Origin of the sequence: Thermomonas sp. S9, assembly GCF_024704365.1 — a bacterium.
Classification (GTDB): Bacteria; Pseudomonadota; Gammaproteobacteria; order Xanthomonadales; family Xanthomonadaceae; genus Thermomonas.
The window spans coordinates 2,058,011-2,072,095 of record NZ_JAJDFY010000001.1; the positions used below are offsets into that span (position 1 = coordinate 2,058,011).

Sequence of the window (14,085 nt, forward strand, 5' to 3'; positions counted from 1 at the left end):
TGCGCGAGCACCGCCGGTGTCGCCAGCGCGCCGACCAGCGCCACCGCCAGGCGCCTGCGGCGCAGGCTCATCAGCTGCTTGCGGGTCTTCATGTGCATGCGCATGGCCATCGTCTTCTCCCGGAACCTTCCCGACACCTTCGAAAAACCCCTTCACGCCATTGAACGCCGGGCAGCGTCGCGGACGACGCCTCCGGAGCCGCGGCTTCAAAACGCCTTCTGGATCGTCCAGAACACCCGCGGATTGCGGTCGCCGCCATCGGTGACGCCCGGCCCGGTCCCGCGCCAGGCCACGCTGAGATTGACGGTGACGTTGCCCGGCTTGCTCCAGTTCAGCCCGAGCCCATAGCCGCGCAGGCTGCGCGAAAGGTCCGGGTCGAACGGCCGCGCGCGGTGGAACTGGTCGCCCTGCGCGGCGTCATAGAACGCGAACAGCGTGGTCTGTGCGCTCAGCGGATGCCGCAGCTCGGCGGTGGCGATCCAGCCGTCGTCCACCAGCACCTCGCCGATGGCGTAGGCGCGCACCGCCTTGGGGCCACCCAGCGAGAGTTTTTCGTAGGCATCCAGATTCTTGTTGGCGCGCTGCAGCCCGAGCCCGAGGAACAGGCTGAGCCGTGGCGCCAGGTACTGCAGCCGGGCGGCCTGCAGGGTGAACTTGGTGAATTCGCCCTGGGTGCCATAGCCGAACGGCGGGCGGTCGAACAGCCGGCTCAATGGGTCGCGGATATCGAGCTTGCCGCGATAGAGCTGCGCATTGACGCTGGAGTACCCGCCGCCGCCCCAGCGGTCACGGCGCTCGAACGCCAACCCCAGGCTGATGCCGTGGATCCGCTTGCGGGTGGTGAATCCGACCGCCTCGAAGCGATCGGTCAGATGCTTGTCGTCGAGGGCACCACGCAGGAACAGGTTGGTGGTGCGCTGGCGGATCAGCGGGTAGCTGAACGACAGATCCGCCACATTGCCGACACCGGTCGGCTTCAGCGGGGCGAACGGCCCCCCAGCTCGTACTGCACCCGCGCCAGGCCACCACCGAGGCGCAGGCCGGAATAGCCGACGGGCGATTCGTAGGAGAGGCGCCCGAACGCGGTGTGCATGCCCTGCGCCATCATCAGCCGCAGGTCCAGGTTGTCGCCGCGCGCGAACGGGCTGGCCCAGCGCAGGCTGCCGGTCAAACGCACGCGCCCGGAATCGCGGGTGCCGTAATCATCCAGTTCCAGGCCGTATTTCAGACGGGGCTGCGCGCCCACGCGCACGCTCAGATCATTGCTACCCGATGCGTCGCCGACGCTGACCGCCGACTGCGGGCGGATACCCGGTAGGTCCGACAGCAGCAGCATCGCGCGCTCGTAGTCGCGGTTGTTGAGCGGCTTGCCGGGCTCCAGGATCGCCAGCGTGCGCGCCACCCGCTCGCGGGTGATCGGCGCCTCCGGCGCCACCTCGATGTCCACCGCGCCCAGCCGGCCTTCGACCACACTCAGGCGCACGCGCCCATCCACCACCTCCTGCACCGGAACGAACACCTGCGCGAGCGCGAAGCCATGCTGACGATAGACTGCCGCCGCGCGCGCGGCCAGTTGTTCGAGATCCGCCAGCGTCACCGGCTTGCCGATCCACCCGGCCACCGCGGCCTGCAGCTCCGCCTCCGGAACCCCGCTGACGCCGCTGAACTCGACCGCGCGCAGCACGAAGCTGGTCTGTGCCGCTGCGGCGATCGGAGGTTCTGGCAAGGACTGCGCCTGCTGCGGATCGGCCGCAGCGGGTACGGACGCGGGAACCGCGGCGGATTTCTCGCCGGAGGGCGTATCCGGCAGCACAGTGCCCGCCCGGGCCTGCGCCGCGGCCATGCCGCCCAGTGCCACCGCCAGTGCCAGCAGATTTCGGTTGATGCCCGGCATCGTCATGCTCCTCGCGGCACGCCGCGTCGCTCTCCATGCGCTCACGGCGCCACCTGCAGCCGCCAGTTGCCGATCAGGTTGAACGGCGCCCAGTAATACGGATGCGCGGTCTCGGGATTGGCCAGCACCGCGCGTTGGGCATCGCGCATCGCGTCCTGCACCGGCTCGCCCTTGGCGAGGTCGGCGTACAGCGTGGTCATCAGCTGTTCGGTGGCGGCATCCGACACCGGCCACAGCGAGGCCAGCAGGGTCGAGGTGCCGGCCGACAGGAACGAGCGGGTGAACCCCAGCACCTCATCGCCGTTCTCCACCCGCCCCAGCCCGGATTCACAGGCCGACAGCGCCACCATCGCCACCCCGCCCAGCTTCATGCCCATCACGTCCTTCGCCTCCAGGTAGTTGGGCTGGCCGTTCTCGTCCGCCAGCAGCACCTTGGAATGCAGGGGATCGAGGGTGTCGGCCATCGCATGCGCGGCCACGTGCACCAGCGGCGAGGACGGGGCGTCCTTCAGGAAGTTGTCCTTGTTGGCCTGCTCGCGGAAATACAGCCGCGCCCCGGGGAACTGGCGGGCCAGCGCCTGCACCTCGCGTTCGGCGCCGGGCAACGGATCGGCCACGTCCGGATTGATCGCGGGATTGCCGAACGCCAGCAGCCGGGCCGAGGCGGTCGGCGTGCGCTGGGCCAGCCGTGCGGCGATGCTGATCGATGGCGCGATCGAGATCGGGTTGCGCTCGATCAGGTACTGCCCGTCCAGCCGCAGGGCCTGGAACGGCAGGTAATGCAGCGGCCCGTGCGGGACGATCACCAGCCGCTTGCCGGCCGGCACCTGCAGCGGCGCCAGCAGCAGCTGGCCGATCTTGTCGCTGACCGCCTGTGCATTGGGGCTGATCCGGATCAGCGCATCGCGGTAGGCGTCCACCAGCCGCGCCAGGTCGGCGCGCGGCAGCGCCACCGGGAACGTCACCTCGCGCACGCCGTCGCGGGTCAGCACCCAGGCCAGCAGGCGGTCCGGCAGGGTGTGGTAGGCCACCACCACCTCGTCCGGCCGCAGCATCGCGCGCAGGGTGTCGGCATCCAGCGCGGCCGCCTCGCCGCGATCGATCTGGGCGCGCCCGGCCACCGCGTCCAGCAGCGCGCGGGCGCGGCTGCGCTCGCTGATGTCGAACGCCTGCGCCGGCTGCCCGAGTCTGCTGTGCAAGGCGATCGCGCGCTCGAACACCGACTGCAGGTCGGAGAACAGGCCCATCTTGAACTCGTCGCTGCGGAACTGTGCGCGCGCCTTGTCGAATTCATCGATCGCCTGGTCCAGCGCCTGCGCGGCCGCGGCGTCCTGACCCAGGGCCTGCTCGCTGCGCGCCATGCCGTCCAGCGCCCACGCCCGATAGAACCCCTCGTCGCCGGAGACCGGCGCTTGCGCCAGCTCGCGGTACACCGCCAATGCCTCGGCCGGCTTGCCTTCGGCCAGCAGCAGCCGGCCGCGGGTGCGCTGCAGCTGCGCGCGCTGGGCCGCGTCCGGCGGCGGCGGCAGGGCGTCCAGGGTGGCGCGCGCGCGCCAGGTCGCCGGCGAGGATCAGGGCATTGGCCAGCGAGGCCTGCACCAGCGGCGCGAACCGCGGCGAGCTGTCCCGCAGCGCCTGCTCGTAGGCGGCGATCGCCTCGGGATAGCGGCCCTGGCGGGTGCGCACGTCGCCCAGCACCTTGCGCGCCGGGCCGTTCACCAGCGGCGGTTCCAGCCCGGGATATTTCAGTGCCAGGTTGGCGAACTGCTCGGCCCGCTCGAGCTGGCCCGCGTAGTTGAAGGCGATGGCGAGGTCGCGGTAGGCCTTGCCGAGCAAATCCAGATTGCCGGTCTGCAGGGCCACGTGCAGGGCCTTGCTGGCCGCGCGTGCGCTCTCGCGGAACTCGCCCCGCTCGGCCAGCTCCACCGCCTGGCTGCAATAGGCGTAGCCATCCAGCTTGACCGGCTCGCGCGCATACAGCGCCGCGCCTTCGGCCGCCAGCGACAGCGCGGTGTCGGCATCGTCCAGCCGGCCGATGGCGGCCAGCACTTCGCGCGCCTCGCGGGTCGCATCGGCGGCAGGCGCGGCCGAGGGCTGCGACGGCGGCGTCTGAATGGCCTGTACCGGCACGCCGACGGCGGCCAGCGCCGCGGCCGGTGCGCAGCCGGCCTGCACCGGCGGCAGCGCCAGGCCGAGCCACAGCAGACCCAGCAGAAGGCAGGGCGTTCGGGGCATAGGGACCACTCCCGGCAGATGGCAGGCCCGGCCTGCACGATCACGGGAGTCTAGGAAGCCATCGCCATCCGGCCTATTCGCGATAAGGCATAGCGCGAACTGGGTATGCCCGGCTGTCCGCCGGCTGCGACGGATGCCGTATCCGCAGCCTGCATCCGCCGCCCTTCGCCTGGTTGCCGGCGGCCTTCGAATCCATGGATCGCGGGATTACAAAAGCCGCGCCCACCGGCAATAATGCGGGTTCCCCTGCCTGCCCCGCCTCGCCCGCGCATGCTCATCCTCGTTGGCTTCGCCGTCGTCCTGCTCAGCGTGGTCGGCGGTTTCGTCGGATCGCACGGAAGACTGGCCGCCCTGTGGCAGCCGTTCGAATTCGTGATCATCGGCGGCGCCGCGATCGGCGCGTTCCTGGTCGGCACTCCGGTCAAGACCGTGAAGGAGACCGTGGCCGCCATCGTGGGGGTATTCAAGGGGCCGCGCTACAAGAGCGCTGATTACCTGAACGCGCTGAGCCTGCTGTACGAGCTGCTGAACCGCGCGCGCAAGGAAGGTTTCATGGCGCTGGAAAGCCACGTGGAAAATCCGGCGGGAAGCGCGCTGTTCTCCGCGTACCCGGACATCCAGAAAGACCATCACCTGATGGATTTCATCACCGACTGCCTGCGGTTGATGATCGGCTCCAACATCGAGCCGCACGAGCTCGAGCCGCTGCTGGAGCTGGAGCTGGAAAAACACCACCACGAGGCACTGGCGCCGGCGCACGCGCTGACGCGGGTGGCCGACAGCCTGCCCGGCTTCGGCATCGTGGCCGCGGTGCTGGGCATCGTCATCACCATGGGCTCGATCGGCGGCGACATCGCGCAGGTCGGCGCGCACGTCGCCGGCGCGCTGGTGGGCACCTTCCTCGGCATCCTGCTGGCCTACGGCTTCGTGGGGCCGCTGGCCTTCGCCATCGAGGCCCGCGCCGAGCAGGATTCGCGCATCTACGAGTCGGTGAAGACCGCCCTGCTGGCCAGCCTGCGCGGCTACCCGCCGAAGATCGCGCTGGAATTCGCGCGCAAGACCGTGCCCACCGACCTGCGCCCGGGCTTCCTCGAGTTCGAGCAGCACCTGAAGACGCTGAAATAAACGATGGCGGCCAAGGGCGAGAAATCCACGGTCATCGTGCGCCGGATCAAGAAGGTCCAGGGCGGCGGCCACCACGGCGGCTCCTGGAAGGTGGCCTATGCCGACTTCGTGACCGCGATGATGGCGTTCTTCCTGGTGATGTGGCTGGTGGGCGCGCTCACCACCAAGCAGCGCGAGGCGATCTCCGACTACTTCAAGAACCCCAGCCCCGTGGCCGGCGAGAGCACGGTCAGGGCGCAGGGCCAGAACAGGCCCGGCGGCGCCAGCACCTCGATGATCAAGCTCGGCGGCACCATGGAGCTGCCCAAGAACGACGGCAAGCAGCTGACCCGCGCGCCGCGCCAGGACGATCCGAACGCCTCCGGCAAGCTGCAGGAGCAGAAGCGGCTGGAAGAGCTGATGAAGGAGCTGCAGGAAGCCATTTCGAAAAGCCAGGCGCTGGAGCCGTTCAAGGACCAGCTGCTGCTGGACATCACGCCCGAAGGCCTGCGCATCCAGATCGTGGACAAACAGAACCGGCCGATGTTCGACCTCGGCAGCGCCAAACTGATGCCTTATACCGTGGGCATCCTGCATGAGATCGGAAACTTCGTGAACCGCGTGCCCAACCGGATCACCATCGCCGGGCATACCGATACCGCCACCTATTCCAACCGCATCGGCTACAGCAACTGGGAGCTCAGCGCCGATCGCGCCAACGCCGCCCGCCGCGCGCTGCTGGAAGGCGGCATGCAGCCGGACAAGGTGGTGCGCGTGGTGGGGTTCGGTTCCTCGGTGCTCTTCGACAAGAAAAACCCGCTGAACCCGATCAACCGCCGCATCAGCATCGTCGTCATGACCAAGGCCGCGGAAGACGAGGCGCTGGGCAATACCGCTGCATTGCCGGTCTCGGTAGAAAATCCGGTACCGGCGCTCCCGGGCGCGGCATCCCCGGCCGCGGCTCCCGTGTCCGCCGCCAGCACCCCGTGAGGGAGTGCCGTAAATCAGCGACGCGACCCGGCTGACGGTGCCGCCGTATGGCGGCTCCCCCATCAGCCCAGCGCGTCCCACCGCTGCCGCAGTTCGTGCAGGCGGAGATCGGCGGCCGCGCCGGGCGAGGTGCGCGCGGCCAGCGAACCTTCCGGCGTGCGCCCCTGCCCGGCGGCCGCAGCATCCGCAGCCGCGGCCTTGTAGGCCACGCGGAACGGCACCCCGGCGATCGCCGCCTCCACTGCCACGTCGGTGGCGTACATACCGCCATCGATCGCCGCCCGCATCCGCGCCGGCTGCCATTCGAGATTGGCCAGCAGGTCCGGCAGCAGTTCCAGCGCCGCCAGCCCGCGGCCGAAGCCGTGCACGATCGCGCCCTTGGACGCCTGCAGGTCGCGGTGGTAGCCCGATGGCAACGACAGCAGCTGCTCGATCTCGGTGCGCGCCGCCGCCACGCTGGCATGGGTGGCGCGCAGCAGCTCGATCACGTCCGGGTTGCGCTTGTTGGGCATGATCGAGCTGCCGGTGGTGTACTGCGCTGGCAGGGCGACGAAGCCGAACTCGGCGCTGGTGAACAGCGACAGGTCCCAGGCGATCCGGCGCAGGTCGAGGGTGGCGCTGCCGAGCGCCTCCAGCGCCGCCAGCTCGAACTTGCCGCGCGAAAGCTGCGCATACACCGGCGACACCTGCATGCGCGCGAAGCCCAGCGCGCGGGTGGTGTGCTCGCGGTCCAGCCGCAGGTTGACGCCGTAGCCGGCGGCGGTGCCCAGCGGATTGCAGTCCACCAGCGCCAGGGTGTCGCGCGCGCGCACTGCATCGTCGATGAAGGCCTCGGCCCAGCCCGCCCACCACATGCCGGCAGAGGAGACGACCGCGCGCTGGAGGTGGGTATAGCCCGGCAGCGGCAGCGACTGTTCCGCCTCGGCGCGGTCCAGCGCGATCTTCGCGATGCTCCCCGCCACCGCCGCCAGCCGTGCCAGCTGCGCCTTCAGCCACAGCCGGGTGGCCACCAGCACCTGGTCGTTGCGGCTGCGCCCGGCGTGGATCTTGCGGCCGGCATCGCCCAGGCGCTCGGTCAGGCGCGCCTCGATCGCGGAGTGGCCGTCCTCGAAGCGCGCGTCCAGCACGAACGCACCGCTGCGAAAATCCTCGGCCAGCGTGGCCAGCTCGCGCTTGAGGTCGCCCAGCTCGACCGCGGTGAGCATGCCGATGCGCTGCAGCCCTTCGGCATGCGCGGCGCTGGCGGCGATGTCGTGCAGGAAGAACTCGCGGTCCAGCAGCACGTCGTCGCCGGCCAGGAAGGCCTGGATGCCGGCATCCACCTGCACGCCGGGTTTTTGCCACAGCAAATCGCTCATGCCGCCTCCGGGGCCAGGGGAATGCCCGTCCGTTCGTCGAACCCGAACGCCAGGTTGAGGTTCTGCAGCGCCTGCGTCGCCGCGCCCTTGAGCAGATTGTCCTCGGTCGCCACCACCACCAGCCGGCGGCCGTCGGCGGACAGCGCGAACCCGCCCAGCTCGACGTGCTGCGCGCCGGCGATGCGGCTGACCCACGGCGCCGGCTCCTGCACCCGCACCAGGCGCTCGCCGGCATAGCGGCCGCGGTAGCGCGCCAGCACCTCGGCGCGCTCGAACGCGATCGCCAGGTGCAGGTTGCAGGTGACGGTGAGTCCGCGGAAATGCGGCGCCACGTGCGGCATGAATTCCACCGGATGCCCCAGCGCGTGCGCGACCTCGCGCTCGTGCAGATGCCCGGTCAGCGCGTACGGCATCAGGTTGTCGCGCAGCAGCGCCGGGTCGTTGCGCTCGGACGGCGTGGTGCCGGCGCCGGAATACCCGGACACGCCGAAGCACTGCACCGGCCCGTCCAGCACGCCCAGCATCGGCGCGATCGCCAGCTGCATCGCGGTGGCGTAGCAGCCGGGATTGCTGATCCGGCGCTGGCCAGCGTAGCGGGCACGGGTCAGCTCCGGCAGGCCGTAGTACCAGTCGGGATCGAAGCGGTAGTCCGCCGACAGGTCCAGCAGCACCGCATCCGCGCCGGCGGCGTCGAACTGCTGCACGATCTGCCCGGCCTTGCCGTTGGGCAGCGCCAGCACCACCGCGTCCGCGCCCAGCTCGGGCAGGGATTCGTAGGCGGGTGAGGTGTAGTGCAGCCCGCCGCGGTAGCCGGGCACGTGGTCGGCCAGCGCGCGCCCCGCCAGCTCGCGCGAGGTGACGTAGGCCAGTTCGAAGGCCGGATGCCGGGCCAACAGGCCGATCAGCTCCGCGCCCACGTGGCCGCGCGCCCCCACGATCCCGATCCGCAAGGTTTTCATGCCTGGCCCTCCAGCACCGCATCCTTCAAGGTGGCGGGCCGCTGCGCGCAATGCGCCACGTAGCGTGCGATGCGGTCGAAGCCGGCCTGCCCGTACCAGTACACCTTCCACTTCGCCTGTTTGATGCAGCCGTCGGATTCGGCATCGTAGAACGCATTCACCGGATTGCCGTGGCGCGAACGCCAGAACAGCGCCGGGGTCTGCGCGCGCATCACCTGCCACACCGCGCGGCCCAGCCCCTCGCCCTGCGCCTCGTCCAGCACCGCGAACTTGTCCAGATACAGGCCCGCGTCCTCGCAGGTGAGGATCACCGCCGCGCGGTAGTGCTCGCTGACGTAGGCACGATGCAGCGCGGTGGTCTCGAAGTAGTCGGGCAGCAGCTTGCGCCCGAACGCGGATTCGATCAGCGCGCGCAGGCGCGGCAGGTCGAAATCGCCCCACGCCTCGCCCTGCAGCACGCGCTCGCCGCGCCGCACCAGCGTGCCCGAGCCCTTGTGCGTGAACAGCTCCTTGGCCAGTTCCGCCGGGCGCGTGATCGACACCGACGAGGCCTGCGGCAGGCCGTCCAGCAGATCCTTGATCTGCGCGAGCTTCACCCGCATGCCACCGTCGATCCACGGCTGCTGCATCAGGTGGTCGTACTCGGTGGACAGGTTGATCGAATCGATCACCTTGCCGCCGGCATCCAGCAGCCCGCCGGTGCCGGTCAGGAACACGATCTTGTACGGCTGCAGCTGCCTGACCAGGGCATTGGCGGCGAAGTCGGCATTGATGTTGAGGATCTGTCCCCGCGCGTCTCGCCCAGCGAGGCGATCACCGGGATCGAGCCGGCCTGTAGGCTGGCCTGGATCGGCGCCAGCTCGACCCGCCTGACCTCGCCCACCAGCCCGTAGCGTTCGCGGTCGAGGTAGTCGGCCTCGAACACGCCGGATACGATCGATGTCGCGCGCGCGTCGCTTGCCTGCAGCGCTTCCACCAGCTTCAGGTTCTGCGCATGGAACACCCGGCGCACGATGGCCAGCGCCTGCGGCGAGGTGACGCGCAGGCCGTCGATGGTCTGCTTTTCGATGCCGGCGGCGGCCAGCTCCAGGTCCAGCTGCGGGCCGGCGCCGTGGATCACGATCGGGGTCAGGCCGACGTCCTGCAAAAAGGCCAGCGACGACACCAGCGCCTCCAGATCATCGCGCAGCACCGCGCCGCCGACCTTGACCACTGCGAATCGTGCGGCATCCAGCTGCGAGAACCGCTTGAGATACTGCTGGATCTCCTTGGCGCTGCCCATGCTGGACAGCAGGCGCACGATGGTTTGCCGCGTCTGCGGGTCGTGCACGGCGTGGGGATGGAGGATCGGCGTCACGGTGGCTTTAGTTCCCGAGGAGGCGGGTGATGGACTCGGCATAGCGCTGCAGCTGCTCCAGCGCCACCCACTCATCGGCGGCATGCGCCTGGGCGATGTCGCCGGGCCCATAGACAAGCGCGGTCAGGCCGGCCTGCGAGAACAGCGCGGCCTCGGTCCAGAAATCGACCGCCGGGCCGACCGCCAGGCCCAGGCGTTCGGCCAGCGCCTGCGCGGCTTGCCTGCGCGGCTCGGCATCGGCTGCTGGACCGGCCGGCAGCGGCGGGCCGCGGAAGGTTTCCTCGTAGCGTTCCAGCGCGCCGGGCGCGGCGCAGGCACCGAAGCGGAGGTGCAGCGCGTCGATGTCGTGCGACGGCAGCGGCCGGAACCCGAAGCGCACCTCCGCGCTCGGCGCGATCACGTTGGCCTTGATGCCCCCTTCGATCTTGCCGATGTTGAAGCGCAGGCCGGTCAGCCCGCCGAAGCGCGCACCGGACTCGGCTTCGACCAGTGCCAGCGCCGCGCAGCCCCAGCGCATCGCCTGGTGCAGCGCATTGGCCTGCAGCGCGTGGGCGCCGGAGGCGTGCCCGGCCTCGCCCCTGAACCTCAGCAGCACCGAACTGATACCGCGATGGGCCAGCACCGCCTGACAGCGGGTGGGCTCGGCGATGATCGCCTCGCTGAAGCCACGGTCCCCGGCGAGGAAGGCGGCGATGCAGCGCGCATCGTTGGCCTCCTCGTCGCTGGAGAACAGGAACGCGACATCGCCGGTGGTGGCGCTGGCCGCGGCCAGCAGGCCGGCCGCCGCGCCCTTGATGTCGCAGGCGCCCAGCCCGATCGCGCGCTCGCCGGTCACCCGCAGGCGCAGCGGATCGGCGCTCCAGGCATCCGAGGACGGCACCGTGTCCAGATGCACGTTGAACACCCGGGTCGGCGCGCCGCGCACGGCCAACAGCGACACCGCACCATCGCCGTGATCGGTCACCTCGCACTGAAAGCCCGGCAACTGGGCGCGAATGTAGTCGAAGATCCCGCAGGTGCCGATCCGGCGCGGCGGGTTGCGGGTGTCGAACGCCACCAGCGCGTCGAGGTGGCGCAGAACCACGTCGAGCATGTCAGCCACCGCCCTGCCCGCCAATCTTCCCGCCGTTGACCTCGGCCCACAGGGTGCTGCTCATGCCCAGCAGCTTGATGAAGCCTTCGGCCTCCTCCACGCCCCAGTCGGCCGACTGCGCGTATGTCGCGTTCCTGCTGGTGAGGATATGCGGCGAGCGCACCGCAACCGCATCGACGCGGCCACCACGGGTGCGCAGCAGCACTTCGCCATTGACCATGCGCTGGCTGGACGCCAGGAACGCTTCCAGGTCGGTCTTGAGCGGATCGTGATAGAACCCTTCATAGACCAGCTCCACCCACTTGCGCGCCACCTCGGGCTTGAAGCGGTTCTGCTGCTTGGTCAGCACCGCCTCCTCCAGCGCGCGGTGCGCGGTGAGCAGCGCGGCCAGGCCGGGGGCCTCGAACACGATCCGGCCCTTCAGCCCGATCGTGGTGTCGCCGGTGTACATCCCGCGACCGACCCCGTACTGGGCGAACATGGTGTTGAGCTTGGCCAGGAGCTTCTCGCCCGGAAGCCGCGTGCCGTCCAGCGCCACCGCCTCGCCATGCTCGAAGCGCAGCGCCACCTCCAGCGGCTCGAGCGGCCACTGCTCGCGGCGCGCGCACCAGCCGCGCGCGCCTTCGCCCGGCGCTTCCCAGGCGTCGATCTCGCCGCCGGACAGGGTCACGCCCAGCAGGTTTTCGTTGATGGTGTAGGCCTTCTGCCGGGTCAGCACGGAAAAGCCGCGTGCCTCCAGATAGGCCTGTTCATGGGCGCGGGTCTGCGGATGCGCCTTCTGGATCTCGCGGATCGGGGCCACGATGCGGTAATCGCCCTGCGCTTTCACCGCCAGGTCGAAGCGCACCTGGTCGTTGCCCATCCCGGTGCAGCCGTGCGCGACCGCATTGGTGCCCAGTTCGCGCGCGCGCGCCAGGGTGGCGTCCACGATCAGGTAGCGGTCGGACACCAGCAGCGGGTACTGGCCCTGGTACGGTTCGCCGGCCCACACGAACGGCTTGACGAAGCCGGCCCACAGCGCCGGGCCGCCGTCCACGGTGACGTGCGAGGCCACGCCCAGTTCGGCGGCGCGCGCCTCGATGGCGGCGCGTTCCTCGGCATCCACGCCGCCGGTGTCGGCGAACACAGTGTGGACGGTCCAACCCTGCTCCTGCAGGTAGGGCACGCAGAAACTGGTATCCAGGCCGCCGGAGAAGGCGAGGACGATGTCGCGGGAATCGTGGGGGAGCCGTCATGGGGGTGTCCGTAATGGAAAGCAGGGGGAAGGAAAAACGGGCGCGGCGGTCCGGCTCAGCGCAGCAGTGCGGCCATGATCGCCTTCTGCACGTGCAGGCGGTTCTCCGCCTCGTCGATGGCGATGCAGCGCGGGGAATCCATCACCGCATCGGTGGCCTTCACGTTGCGGCGCAGCGGCAGGCAGTGGCTGAACACGCCGTCGCGGGTCAGCGCCATCTTGGCTTCGTCCACGATGAAGTGCCTGTACTGGTCGCGGATCGGCTTTTCCTCCGCCCAATTGCCGAAATACGGCAGTGCGCCCCAGCTCTTGGCGTACACCACGTCGGCGCCCCGGTAGGCCGATGCGATGTCGTGACTGATGGTGAAGCTGCCGCCAGATTCCTCCACATTGGCCTGTGCCCAGGCCAGGTAGCGCTGGTCGAGGATGTAATCGGGCGTCGGGCACAGCAGGGTGACGTCCATCCCCATGCGGGTGGCGATGGTCAGCGCAGAATTGGCCACCGCCGTGTTCAGCGGCCTGGGATGGTAGGTCCAGGTCAGCACGAACTTCTTGCCGCGCAGGTCGCTGGCGCCGAAGTGCTCCTGCAGCGCCAGCACATGCGCCAGCTCCTGGCAGGGGTGGGTGATGGTCTCCATGTTGATGACCGGCACCGTCGAATACTTCGCGAAGGCCTTGAGCACGCGGTCCTCGCGGTCCTGCGCCCAATTCACGAACTTGGGGAACGCACGCACGCCGATCAGGTCCACGTAGCGCGCCAGCACCCGCGCCACTTCCGCGATGTGCTCCTCGGCCTCGCCGTCCATCACCGTGCCGAGGTCGAACTCGATCGGCCAGGCATCCTTGCCCGGCTGCAGCACCACCGCATGGCCGCCCAACTGGAACGCACCCAGCTCGAAGCTGGTGCGGGTGCGCATGGAGGGGTTGAAGAACACCAGCGCGATCGCGCGCCCCTTCATCGCATCGCCGAGCTTCTCGCGCTTGAACGCGGCGGCCTGCGCCAGCAGGGCGTCGAGGTCGGCGCGGCTCCAGTCCTGGGTATTGAGGAAATGCTTCATCGGAAAGCCCGCAGGCAGCAAGTGGGAAGGAAAACGAAGAAACCCGGCGCGGAGGCCGGGTTTCGGAAGCAAGGAAAAAAGACGCTCCGGATTACCCAGCAGTGGCAGGTTCCGGTCGGCGCGCGCGCGAGGTCATGCCGGAGGCCATCCGGGCAGAGTCAGCGTGGCGCGTGGCGAGGCGGGCGTTCATCGAGGCGCGCATGCTCGCACGCCAACGCGGCCGACGCAAGCCGCCGCTGCAGGCGGGCGCCAACGGGGCCTACTCGACTGGATGCGGCATGATCGAGATGCGGATGCGCAGGCGGTTGCCGGGGTCGCTGTCCATGCGGGTGCGGAACTTGCTGCCGCGGTACATGTAATCGACGTCATAGGCAATTGTGCGGCGGTATTCCTTGGTCACCGGCTCCATCCGGCAGGTCTCGCCCTCGCCTTCCTTGCCTGGCGAGAGGCGGTCGCGCACCGCGTTCATCACCCGCGCCAGGGTCGCGCTTTTGACCGGCCCGCGCGGATCGCAGACCTTTTCCATGCTGGTGGTGCGCAGGGTCTGGTACACCGGGCGCACCGACAGCACCTGGGCATAGTCGTAGCGCACGTTCTCCACCGGCACCACCGCCTCGCGCGGGGCGTCCTGCGCCGCCGCCAGCGCGCATGCGAGCAGCCCCGACGGCAGGGCAAGAAAAGGATGAAAGGGGCGCATCGGCATGCCCGGAGTGTATCGGCGGGCGCCCGGCACCGCATGAATCGCTGCTGTCGCGGCAGACGGCGAACTCATCCTGAGCGCCCCGCTACAATGGCGCCCCGCC

At 69.7% G+C, this 14,085-nt stretch carries 12 protein-coding genes and 1 pseudogene; 2 read left to right on the top strand and 11 right to left on the bottom strand.

What is annotated here, in order from left to right; all coding sequences use genetic code 11:
- Positions 1 to 206: 206 nt before the first annotated feature.
- From LJB71_RS10210 to LJB71_RS10225, 4 genes are read right to left on the bottom strand one after another with little or no spacing between them, the layout of a single operon-like run.
- Positions 207 to 1,061, bottom strand: a complete 855-nt coding sequence (locus tag LJB71_RS10210) for a ShlB/FhaC/HecB family hemolysin secretion/activation protein (RefSeq protein ID WP_310649444.1) — start codon at positions 1,059 to 1,061, stop codon at positions 207 to 209.
- Positions 977 to 1,894 carry a POTRA domain-containing protein gene (locus LJB71_RS10215; protein ID WP_259304107.1) on the bottom strand — a complete coding sequence of 306 codons (918 nt, stop codon included), beginning with the start codon at positions 1,892 to 1,894 and terminating at the stop codon, positions 977 to 979. Before LJB71_RS10215 ends, LJB71_RS10210 begins: the two co-directional genes overlap by 85 nt.
- 41 nt (positions 1,895 to 1,935) lie before the next feature.
- Positions 1,936 to 3,255 carry a CHAT domain-containing protein gene (locus tag LJB71_RS10220; RefSeq protein ID WP_310649445.1) on the bottom strand — a complete coding sequence of 440 codons (1,320 nt, stop codon included), beginning with the start codon at positions 3,253 to 3,255 and terminating at the stop codon, positions 1,936 to 1,938.
- Entirely contained in the window at positions 3,185 to 4,129 is a 945-nt protein-coding gene (locus LJB71_RS10225; RefSeq protein WP_259304108.1) for a tetratricopeptide repeat protein, read from the bottom strand. The genes LJB71_RS10220 and LJB71_RS10225 overlap by 71 nt, the downstream gene beginning before the upstream one ends.
- Positions 4,130 to 4,399: 270 nt before the next feature.
- Here LJB71_RS10225 and motA point away from each other — a divergent pair, with 270 nt between their 5' ends.
- Positions 4,400 to 5,254 carry a flagellar motor stator protein MotA gene (motA, locus tag LJB71_RS10230; protein ID WP_259304109.1) on the top strand — a complete coding sequence of 285 codons (855 nt, stop codon included), beginning with the start codon at positions 4,400 to 4,402 and terminating at the stop codon, positions 5,252 to 5,254.
- A gap of 3 nt (positions 5,255 to 5,257) precedes the next feature.
- Positions 5,258 to 6,223 carry a flagellar motor protein MotB gene (gene motB / locus LJB71_RS10235; protein WP_259304110.1) on the top strand — a complete coding sequence of 322 codons (966 nt, stop codon included), beginning with the start codon at positions 5,258 to 5,260 and terminating at the stop codon, positions 6,221 to 6,223.
- Positions 6,224 to 6,285: 62 nt separating this feature from the next.
- On the opposite strand, the gene LJB71_RS10240 is transcribed toward motB, so the two are convergent.
- From LJB71_RS10240 to LJB71_RS10270, 7 genes and pseudogenes are all read right to left on the bottom strand, one after another.
- Positions 6,286 to 7,581 carry an argininosuccinate lyase gene (locus LJB71_RS10240; RefSeq protein ID WP_259304111.1) on the bottom strand — a complete coding sequence of 432 codons (1,296 nt, stop codon included), beginning with the start codon at positions 7,579 to 7,581 and terminating at the stop codon, positions 6,286 to 6,288.
- Positions 7,578 to 8,540, bottom strand: a complete 963-nt coding sequence (gene argC, locus LJB71_RS10245) for an N-acetyl-gamma-glutamyl-phosphate reductase (RefSeq protein WP_259304112.1) — start codon at positions 8,538 to 8,540, stop codon at positions 7,578 to 7,580. Before argC ends, LJB71_RS10240 begins: the two co-directional genes overlap by 4 nt.
- A pseudogene (locus LJB71_RS10250) lies at positions 8,537 to 9,822 on the bottom strand (acetylglutamate kinase). The gene argC and the pseudogene LJB71_RS10250 overlap by 4 nt, the downstream one beginning before the upstream one ends.
- Positions 9,823 to 9,904: 82 nt before the next feature.
- On the bottom strand, positions 9,905 to 10,999 hold the full coding sequence (locus tag LJB71_RS10255; RefSeq protein ID WP_259304113.1) for an acetylornithine deacetylase: 1,095 nt from the start codon (positions 10,997 to 10,999) through the stop codon (positions 9,905 to 9,907).
- Positions 10,992 to 12,197 carry an argininosuccinate synthase gene (locus LJB71_RS10260; RefSeq protein WP_259304794.1) on the bottom strand — a complete coding sequence of 402 codons (1,206 nt, stop codon included), beginning with the start codon at positions 12,195 to 12,197 and terminating at the stop codon, positions 10,992 to 10,994. Before LJB71_RS10260 ends, LJB71_RS10255 begins: the two co-directional genes overlap by 8 nt.
- 83 nt (positions 12,198 to 12,280) lie before the next feature.
- Positions 12,281 to 13,282, bottom strand: coding sequence for an N-acetylornithine carbamoyltransferase (locus LJB71_RS10265; RefSeq protein WP_259304114.1), 1,002 nt, complete (start codon positions 13,280 to 13,282; stop codon positions 12,281 to 12,283).
- Positions 13,283 to 13,541: 259 nt separating this feature from the next.
- A complete protein-coding gene (locus LJB71_RS10270) occupies positions 13,542 to 13,985 on the bottom strand; it encodes a hypothetical protein (RefSeq protein WP_259304115.1) in 444 nt (147 codons plus the stop codon).
- Positions 13,986 to 14,085 lie beyond the last annotated feature (100 nt).

Excerpts from the sequence above, each read along its gene's own strand:
- LJB71_RS10265 (WP_259304114.1), bottom strand. The coding sequence starts at position 13,282 with ATGAAGCATTTCCTCAATACCCAGGACTGGAGCCGCGCCGACCTCGAC.
- motA (WP_259304109.1), top strand. The coding sequence starts at position 4,400 with ATGCTCATCCTCGTTGGCTTCGCCGTCGTCCTGCTCAGCGTGGTCGGC.
- LJB71_RS10225 (WP_259304108.1), bottom strand. The coding sequence starts at position 4,129 with ATGCCCCGAACGCCCTGCCTTCTGCTGGGTCTGCTGTGGCTCGGCCTG.
- LJB71_RS10220 (WP_310649445.1), bottom strand. The coding sequence starts at position 3,255 with ATGGCGCGCAGCGAGCAGGCCCTGGGTCAGGACGCCGCGGCCGCGCAG.
- LJB71_RS10215 (WP_259304107.1), bottom strand. The coding sequence starts at position 1,894 with ATGCCGGGCATCAACCGAAATCTGCTGGCACTGGCGGTGGCACTGGGC.
- LJB71_RS10240 (WP_259304111.1), bottom strand. The coding sequence starts at position 7,581 with ATGAGCGATTTGCTGTGGCAAAAACCCGGCGTGCAGGTGGATGCCGGC.
- argC (WP_259304112.1), bottom strand. The coding sequence starts at position 8,540 with ATGAAAACCTTGCGGATCGGGATCGTGGGGGCGCGCGGCCACGTGGGC.
- motB (WP_259304110.1), top strand. The coding sequence starts at position 5,258 with ATGGCGGCCAAGGGCGAGAAATCCACGGTCATCGTGCGCCGGATCAAG.
- LJB71_RS10270 (WP_259304115.1), bottom strand. The coding sequence starts at position 13,985 with ATGCCGATGCGCCCCTTTCATCCTTTTCTTGCCCTGCCGTCGGGGCTG.